This is a genomic window from Streptococcus sp. SM3 (assembly GCF_027497875.1).
The window spans coordinates 1-8,252 of record NZ_JAJNSA010000106.1 but is presented as its reverse complement, the minus strand read 5'-3'; the positions used below and the strand labels follow the sequence as shown (position 1 = coordinate 8,252).

10 protein-coding genes and 1 pseudogene are annotated in these 8,252 nt (G+C 38.9%); all 11 read right to left on the bottom strand.

What is annotated here, in order from left to right; genetic code table 11:
• Positions 1 to 234: pseudogene (locus tag PAN06_RS11905) on the bottom strand (T7SS effector LXG polymorphic toxin); the annotation flags it as partial.
• A 94-nt stretch (positions 235 to 328) separates the two neighbouring features.
• A complete protein-coding gene (locus tag PAN06_RS11900) occupies positions 329 to 808 on the bottom strand; it encodes a hypothetical protein (RefSeq protein WP_269796416.1) in 480 nt (159 codons plus the stop codon).
• A 9-nt stretch (positions 809 to 817) separates the two neighbouring features.
• Positions 818 to 2,395, bottom strand: a complete 1,578-nt coding sequence (locus PAN06_RS11895) for a hypothetical protein (protein ID WP_269796415.1) — start codon at positions 2,393 to 2,395, stop codon at positions 818 to 820.
• Positions 2,396 to 2,518: 123 nt separating this feature from the next.
• A complete protein-coding gene (locus PAN06_RS11890; RefSeq protein WP_042749676.1) occupies positions 2,519 to 2,869 on the bottom strand; it encodes a hypothetical protein in 351 nt (116 codons plus the stop codon).
• Positions 2,856 to 3,047 (bottom strand): hypothetical protein, encoded by a 192-nt coding sequence (locus tag PAN06_RS11885; protein ID WP_260469072.1) that lies wholly within the window; start codon positions 3,045 to 3,047, stop codon positions 2,856 to 2,858. The genes PAN06_RS11890 and PAN06_RS11885 overlap by 14 nt, the downstream gene beginning before the upstream one ends.
• 282 nt (positions 3,048 to 3,329) lie before the next feature.
• Positions 3,330 to 3,884, bottom strand: coding sequence for an alanine acetyltransferase (locus PAN06_RS11880; RefSeq protein ID WP_125867512.1), 555 nt, complete (start codon positions 3,882 to 3,884; stop codon positions 3,330 to 3,332).
• A 16-nt stretch (positions 3,885 to 3,900) separates the two neighbouring features.
• The gene (locus PAN06_RS11875; RefSeq protein WP_269796414.1) at positions 3,901 to 5,412 is read right to left on the bottom strand and encodes a hypothetical protein; all 1,512 of its coding nucleotides are present in this window, start codon (positions 5,410 to 5,412) and stop codon (positions 3,901 to 3,903) included.
• Positions 5,413 to 5,582: 170 nt separating this feature from the next.
• Entirely contained in the window at positions 5,583 to 5,915 is a 333-nt protein-coding gene (locus PAN06_RS11870; protein ID WP_200872074.1) for an Imm59 family immunity protein, read from the bottom strand.
• Positions 5,908 to 6,237: an Imm59 family immunity protein gene (locus PAN06_RS11865; protein ID WP_042750261.1), complete on the bottom strand. Its 330-nt coding sequence runs from the start codon at positions 6,235 to 6,237 to the stop codon at positions 5,908 to 5,910. Before PAN06_RS11865 ends, PAN06_RS11870 begins: the two co-directional genes overlap by 8 nt.
• 3 nt (positions 6,238 to 6,240) lie before the next feature.
• Positions 6,241 to 6,672, bottom strand: coding sequence for an Imm63 family immunity protein (locus PAN06_RS11860; RefSeq protein WP_125867510.1), 432 nt, complete (start codon positions 6,670 to 6,672; stop codon positions 6,241 to 6,243).
• A 10-nt stretch (positions 6,673 to 6,682) separates the two neighbouring features.
• Positions 6,683 to 8,252: TNT domain-containing protein (locus PAN06_RS11855; protein WP_269796413.1), on the bottom strand; the 1,570-nt coding region annotated here is incomplete at its 5' end.

Genomic DNA, 8,252 nt, shown 5'->3' with positions numbered 1-8,252 from the left:
CTCAATCTCACTCTTCAAATCGTCCCGTGAGCTCTTTAAAGCACTATGAAGGTTTGTAAATACCTTACTTGGAAGCTTTGTATGAAGATCACCATCAATCTGGTAGTAACCATCCTTGTACAGTAGGAGGTTAGTTGAGTAGTCATTCATCAGGTTGACCAGAGTCTGAAGAAGAGTCCCATGCACCTCTACTAGGTAACGGCGCATACTCGAGATGGCCTGACCTTGGAGATTCTCACTTAATGTAAAAACAGGAACTTGCCTACAACTAACAGTGTATAAACAAGTTCCTTACAGGCTATTTCAATGGCGATACAGCATCAAAAAATTACTTTTCAATAGAATTTAAAAAGTTATCAATGGCTTGGCCTTCTAAACTTTTTGCCTTAACTCCCTGATCTTTAAAGATTCCTAAAGGTGTTTCAATTATTTTTAAGACTTCAATGTCTTTTCGGCTAATCTCTTTTGCCCATTCTAATTTGTTTATCTGCTTGAATCCCAACTCATCCTTTATTTGATTTTGGTTGGCGCTTGGTATTATTTCAAACCAATCTTTCTCAACATTCCTTCGAATCATCCCACTACTAACATGAAAAGAATGCCCCTTATATTGAATCTCATAATGAATACTGTATAGATAGTCTAGCTCTTCCATCTTGACTTTTTTTGTAAATACATTATCAGATATCCTCCCCCAAGGACTTATATAATTTTGAAAATCTTTAAATTTAACACGACTATATAAAATTACTTCATGCTTGTTCTCATATTCCGCTTCAAATTTGTTTTGTTTATAAATTGCGTACATTACTATCCCTCATTCCAATACTATCCAGCCTTTATCTTTAGTAAAACCGTATTGTTTCATAACTTTACCAGTTTTACTTTCAAAAATGCTTATCATATCTCCATTCTTAAATACATGTTCTTCCATCAATTTATACTCCGGTAATATGATATTCTTAGAACCTGTAAAACCTCGACCTGTAAAAGGATAACTCGCATTATCAAGTTCACCGAATGGAATATCTAGCTTATCTGCTTCATCCAAGAAAAATGATATCTTTGCATAGGTCTTGGTCTTTTCTAAGTCAAAAGGAGTATTGGGGTAGTCTAATCGATTTCCTTCAACTATTTCTGGAAGAGTAGTTAATGATTTTGAATGCTCATCAACCGAGACAAAACCTGCAAAATAATTACGTTCTCCGCTGAGATATGATTCAACAAACTCTGTAGGTATCGTTTTATTCATCTTGGTTTTAGGAGCTGGTATACCAATCTCTTTGCGAACAGCTTTGACAAAGGCATCTGTTTTAGCTGATAAAGTCGTATCTGCATCTACTAAGTTCGAAAAGTCCTCCAGGCTATAACCCGCCTTATTGATTTTAGCTTTTATTTCTGGAGATGTATATAGTTCTAGATTTGATAATCGATCACTATTCAGAGTGTATTTTTTTGTATTCGTAGAAAAGGCATCTTTCACCTTATTGAGACTAAACTTGCTGGCTGCTGAGGAAGCCACATAGCCTCCTACTATATTCCCGATAAAGTTTGCGGTTTGGGCGTCTTCCTCACTTCCACCTAGGAGCTTAGTCCCATGATAGGCAACCTGACCCGCTGTATAGGCACCGGCTTCCCCTATCGCAAACTGGGTCACCCCCTTGACAACGCTCTGGGTCTGCCCTATGGGAATCATGATGGCACTCGCCGTCACAAAGACATTCCCAACATCATGATACAGCTTGTCATTCCCCATGAAAAGCGTATCTCTGATGGGATTTCCTGCTTTAGTCTGAATATCCCCTGCATTCCCAAGTTTGATATCCTGATCAGCCTCATACATATTAGAAGCCCCATAGGCTGTTGTCCCAAGACCCACTATACCGCCTGCAACAACTAAAGGAGTCGCAGAGCCCAATGTAACTACGATGGCTGTCACTCCGACAATGATAGTCAATGCGCTAACAGCCATGTCTTTCCAACCCTTATCTGATCGAGCCAAGGCTTCAAAACGGACCTTGTCCCGCTCCTGAGCAGCTTGTACGCGTTCAACACGACTCTCCATCTGCTGGGTCGCCTGTTTGTAAGCTATCGCAAAGCGTTGAACAGACTGGAGTTTGGCAAAATCTCCTGACTGATAAGTCCCTACCGTACGTGTCTTCCCTGCGTGCTCTGCGACCAAGGCCTTGGTCGCAGACAAGAGTTCCTTAAAGGCAACCAAATCCTGACTCGCATGATTACTTTCATACTGAGTGATGGAGGTATCCAAGTTCTTGAGCTGGTTCATGAGGAAGTTATAGTTCATGACTGTACTGGTATGACTGCTTCCTTCGTAGCTCACCAAGTCTGAAATCTTGTCCTTGGTCGTGTTCAAGATCTCAATCTCACTCTTCAAATCGTCCCGTGAGCTCTTTAAAGCACTATGAAGGTTTGTAAATACCTTACTTGGTAACTTTGCATGATTGCTTGAATCAATCTGGTATCAAGCATCTTTGTAAAACTATAGTTTAAACAAGTTTTACAACCAACCCTTAGCTTTTAAAAACTTATCGGGAATGCGTAACTCAATCTCTGCCATGATCTCTTTTAAATAACTATCCCAATCCGTGGTTCCCATATAGCTACGCATTTCGCTTTCAAGCGATACGCCAAATTGATCATTTAAAATAATAGAGAATCCGCATAAATCATTATCGTAACTAAATTGAATCCAAAAGTAATCATAAGCTGCAAAATTCAATTTAAACATTTGATGATTTGGTTCATCAACTATATCATAAGCTGCAATAGTATCAACTTTATCCATAAAAACTTTCCTAATTTTCTTTCGAGTTTCTCTTGCTTGTTCTAACATACTATTTGTCTGCATACCAATATCCTCCTATAAAATCTATATCTTTATATCCATGTTGTGCTCGTAAATAATCCCATTCCCATCTCAAGGCTGATTTTTCATAAATTTTTAAACGTGGATCATGAGAAAATCGAATAGTCTTGCCTTGCGCAACTGTATCATCCAATGCTGGCTTATTAAATGCTTCAAACATTTGTTCTCCACGGCTATCTAAATGATAGACCTCCGTCAATTTATTCCAATCATCCCCTAAGCTAAAGTAAGTGGTATCTCCAGCCTTGCTGATGTATGAATTTGGACCAGGTGTACTCCAATCTTGAGTCCCGTCAGGTCTAATTGTAGGTTCATATTTACCTAATGTCCTTCACCACTTCATACTGATGGTCGACTTGATATCCCTCAGGAGATGGTAAAACTCTAGTATTAAAATATTGTAAATTTTATAAAGCTGAACTCGATGACTCTAGTTTAGATTTTAATATGCTAAACCAAGTTTTGTCCATTTGCCTGTATCTAGATTTAATAGGAAATGAAAACGATCGCGACCGTAGGAATCTAGATTCTCCTCAATAACTGCATCGCAAATAACCTTTATTTGGTTACTGAGAACATCTGTGACATAAATCATAGTATAACCCTCAGGAGATTTAGCTTGATAAGTAAGATTACCATACAAATCAAATATTTTCATCTCAGTTACCGAAGTTTGTTTAGATGAAGTTCTATAAATAACTAAAATCAGTTTTTGATTAGGATAGAAAGAGACTGTTTCTTTATAAGGAATCTCTATTTCATGTTTTTGATTATAGCCCCAGGAAATAATGTCAGTCGAATCATGATATTGGAATATTAACACCCCGTCGATAGAGTAATAGTAAAAATCTGATGCAGTAAAATTTTTTCCAACTCCAATAAAAATAGCATTTTTATCTTTATCAAAATCTGCAAATATTATATTTTCTATGTTAATTTCTATGGTTTTTCCATTATTTTCCCACTTAACACTTTTGTCAGTATATCTAACTCTCATATAAACTATCCTTTCCCTATTCTATGTTACGAATTCCAATTATCTCTAAAAAATTCATTCTTTCTCTCCCCATCAGCATTTCAATCTGATTGGGACCGCCTGGCAAATACCTGTTGATTTCCAAGTCTATTTGAGGTCCAATAGGTCCTACATTGGCAGGGATTTCACTCCCTTCTTTAACCCTATATTGAACAACTCTATCAATATCAGCTTTCCAATTATACTTTACTGCCAATCTGTCTCTAACATATTGTTTGTCCGATATTGTATTTATATCTGTAGCAAATTTTCCAGGCCATGTATCCAACTGTTCACCTCGTGGAGCCATTGCCATTTCAAATGTATCTCCTCCTTTAAGAATTTTAAAAGAAGGTTTGACGTTTAGTGGCCATGCATCTTGCTCATACAATATTTTATTGTAATCGTCAATTGTACCATTTGGTATATTCTTTTTAAAGTCTTGCCATGTTTCTTCAGATCCCATACCTTTACTACGCCAATAATCGCTATACCTCTTAGCTTCAATTGGATCCATCAAATCACCAGTATATGGCCTTAAGTCTTTCTTCAGAATCTGTTCGCTGTTATACTTCGATGCTTCGACATCTACTTTCACCTTATTGAGACTAAACTTGCTGGCTGCTGAGGAGACCGCATAACCTCCTACGATATTCCCGATAAAGTTTGCGGTTTGGGCGTCTTCCTCACTACCACCTAGGAGCTTGGTCCCGTGATAGGCAACCTGACCCGCTGTATAGGCACCTGCTTCCCCTATCGCAAACTGGGTCACCCCCTTGACAACACTCTGGGTCTGCCCTATGGGAATCATGATGGCACTCGCCGTCACAAAGACATTCCCAACATCATGATACAGCTTGTCATTGCCCATGAAAAGCGTATCTCTGATGGGATTTCCTGCTTTAGTCTGAATATCCCCTGCATTCCCAAGTTTGATATCCTGATCAGCCTCATACATATTAGAAGCCCCATAGGCTGTTGTCCCAAGACCCACTATACCGCCTGCAACAACTAAAGGAGTCGCAGAGCCCAATGTAACTACGATGGCTGTCACTCCGACAATGATAGTCAATGCGCTAACAGCCATGTCTTTCCAACCCTTATCTGATCGAGCCAAGGCTTCAAAACGGACCTTGTCTCGCTCCTGAGCTGCTTGTACACGCTCAACGCGACTCTCCATCTGCTGGGTCGCCTGTTTGTAGGCTATCGCAAAGCGTTGAACAGACTTGAGTTTGGCGAAATCTCCTGACTGATAAGTCCCTACAGTCCGTGTTTTCCCTGCATGTTCTGTTATCAAGGCCTTAGTCGCAGCCAGAAGTTCCTTAAAGGCGACCAAATCTTGACTCGCATGGTTACTCTCATACTGAGTGATGGAGGTATCCAAGTTCTTGAGCTGATTCATGAGGAAGTTATAGTCCATGACCGTGCTGGTATGACTGCTTCCCTCATAGCTCACCAAATCTGAAATGTTGTCCTTGGTCGTGTTCAAGACCTCAATCTCACTCTTCAAATCGTCCCGTGAGCTCTTTAAAGCACTATGAAGGTTTGTAAATACCTGACCAGGTAGCTTTGTATGAAGATCACTATCAATCTGGTAATAGCCGTCCTTGTAAAGTAAGAGTTTACCAATAAAATATTAGTAAACTCTTATTTCATTTATTTTATCATAAAAGGAAGGAATTATTTGTTATTCTGTGGATTATCCCAGAGGGGGGATGGATAATATGGAGGATGCCCAGTTTGAATTTCAAGTCTATTTAACTGAATAAAGGTTTCCATTTTTTTGATAAAAAAATGTTTTGCCTCCTCATAGTTCTCAAATTCCCATGATTTCCCAATAATATAGGAACGATCATCTCTGCTATTAACTATAAATTTATTATTTTTTAAATACAGGTGAATAGCCCAAGGCAGATTACTGTCCTCGTCAAATAGAACATAATGTAAGCTCTCGAAATGACGTTTTTTAATTTCTTGTTCAACTATACATTTCATGTGATCAATATCAATCATCGATTTTCTCCCATAATGGAGAGGAGTATTCAGGAACTTCTCCACTTTTTATAGAAGCTCTATTTATTTTCACAGTGAGGTCTAGTTTTTCTATAAATTTATTTTTTGCATCCTCAAAATTATCAAATTCCAATTTTTTGTTATAACTTGCTCGATCCATTGTAGCGTAAACAAAATAATGTTCACTAGTAGAATCAAACTCAATTCGAACTTCCCATTCACCTGGTCTATGATCATTAAAAATAGAAAATCTTAAAGACTCATATCCTAAATCTTGAATGGCTGATAACAGTTCTAAACGTTCTTTGGCTTCGTCTCTCATCTTCTAGTGATCCTCTTTTTCGAACCATGAGGTATATAATGGACTGATTTTCTCAAATAATTCCTTTTCGTATTGATATCTATTCTCTTGTACTTTCTCAACTATTTGACTAACTTTCTCAAATTCATTATTTTTGATCAATTTATCAATTAAATCTACATCCTTTTCATCAATCTTTTGCGAGGAAATATTCTTAATGATTATCTTTAAAATTTGATAAGTCACCTCATCATCATCTAATTTAGAAATCTCGGATGTTATTTTTCCTCTCTCAGTAAAAACTAGATTATACCTTCCATTTCCATCCTCTATTATAGAAATTCCCTCTGGAAAGTAGGGAGGTTGTTCAGAAAAATAAATTCCAAATTCACCTAATTTTATGTTTCCAATTTTTGAAACTTCGGATTCAATTTTGTTTTTTAATTTTATTAGCATTTAATTATTCCTATTTCAATTTAAGTAGAAAATTCCCTTTTTCTAATTCACCAATTGTTAAATATGTATAATATTGGATTCCCATACCAGGTTCATCAAACCAAGGTGCAACTAATCCTTCTTTTGTTGGTATTTCTTTTAGAACAATGTAGTCTGAATTCGGTTGGAGTTTCATAAAAGGAGGTAAGGCTTTCTCACCAAATGTTGCTCCTTCAGGAGAGAAATACCTTCCCGTTGGATTAGAACCAATTCTGTTTATTCGAGTTCCAGGCAATATAACAGATTCTTTGTATTCGCCATTCAAAAATCCATGTTTATATATACTTCCATCAACTCTACCCATGGAACTCTCGGGACTTCCTGGATAAATTGTATTCCCTGTTAGCTGATTAAAATAATCCGGATTATCATATACATTTTTATTTTTAAGGTAAAATTCTGGCTCAGGTGGATATGACCAATTTCTTAATTTGACTCTATCAGATGGTTCGATACCTGCCTCCGCATATTTGTGCCATTGAAGATATCTCTGACGGTCCATCGGTTCCATACTCATCAAGGTTTTCTGGAATTTCTCCTTCGCCAGATACTGGTCAAAGTTACTGGATTCCCTCGCAAGTTTACTTTCTTTCAGATTCTTCAGAATCTGCTCGCGGTTATACTTCGGTGCTTCGACCTCTACTTTCACCTTATTGAGACTAAACTTGCTGGCTGCTGAGGAGACCACATAACCTCCTACGATATTCCCGATAAAGTTTGCGGTTTGGGCATCTTCCTCACTTCCACCTAGGAGCTTAGTCCCATGATAGGCTACCTGACCCGCTGTATAGGCGCCGGCTTCCCCTATCGCAAACTGGGTCAACCCCTTGACAACGCTCTGAGTCTGCCCTATGGGAATCATGATAGCACTCGCCGTCACAAAGACATTCCCAACATCATGATACAGCTTGTCATTCCCCATGAAAAGCGTATCTCGGATAGGATTTTTTGCCTTGGTATGGATATCCCCTGCATTCCCAAGTTGGATATTATGAATCCCTTCCGCTGCATTAGAGGTCCCATAAGCAAACGACCCCAGTCCTGCGGTTAAGCCAGCCCCAACAACCAAGGGTGTCGCAAAACCCATGCTTCCTACAATCGCAAGAATACTAAACGCAACGGTCACCACACCAATAGCTAGGTCTTTCCAACCGTTCTTGGCTCGATCCTCCGCAGCCAAGGCCTCAAAACGAGCCTTGTCCCGCTCCTGAGCAGCTTGTACGCGTTCAACACGACTCTCCATCTGCTTGGTTGCCTGTTTGTAGGCAATCGCAAAGCGTTGGACAGACTGGAGTTTGGCGAAATCACCCGACTGATAAGTCCCTACAGTCCGTGTCTTCCCTGCATGCTCTGCGATCAAGGCCTTGGTCGCAGACAAGAGTTCCTTAAAGGCAACCAAATCCTGACTCGCATGATTACTTTCATACTGGATGATCGAGTTGTCCAAGTTCTTGACCTGATTCATGAGAAAGTTATAGTTCATGACCGTACTGGTATGACTGCTTCCTGAATAGCTCACCAAGTCTGAAACCTTGTCCTTG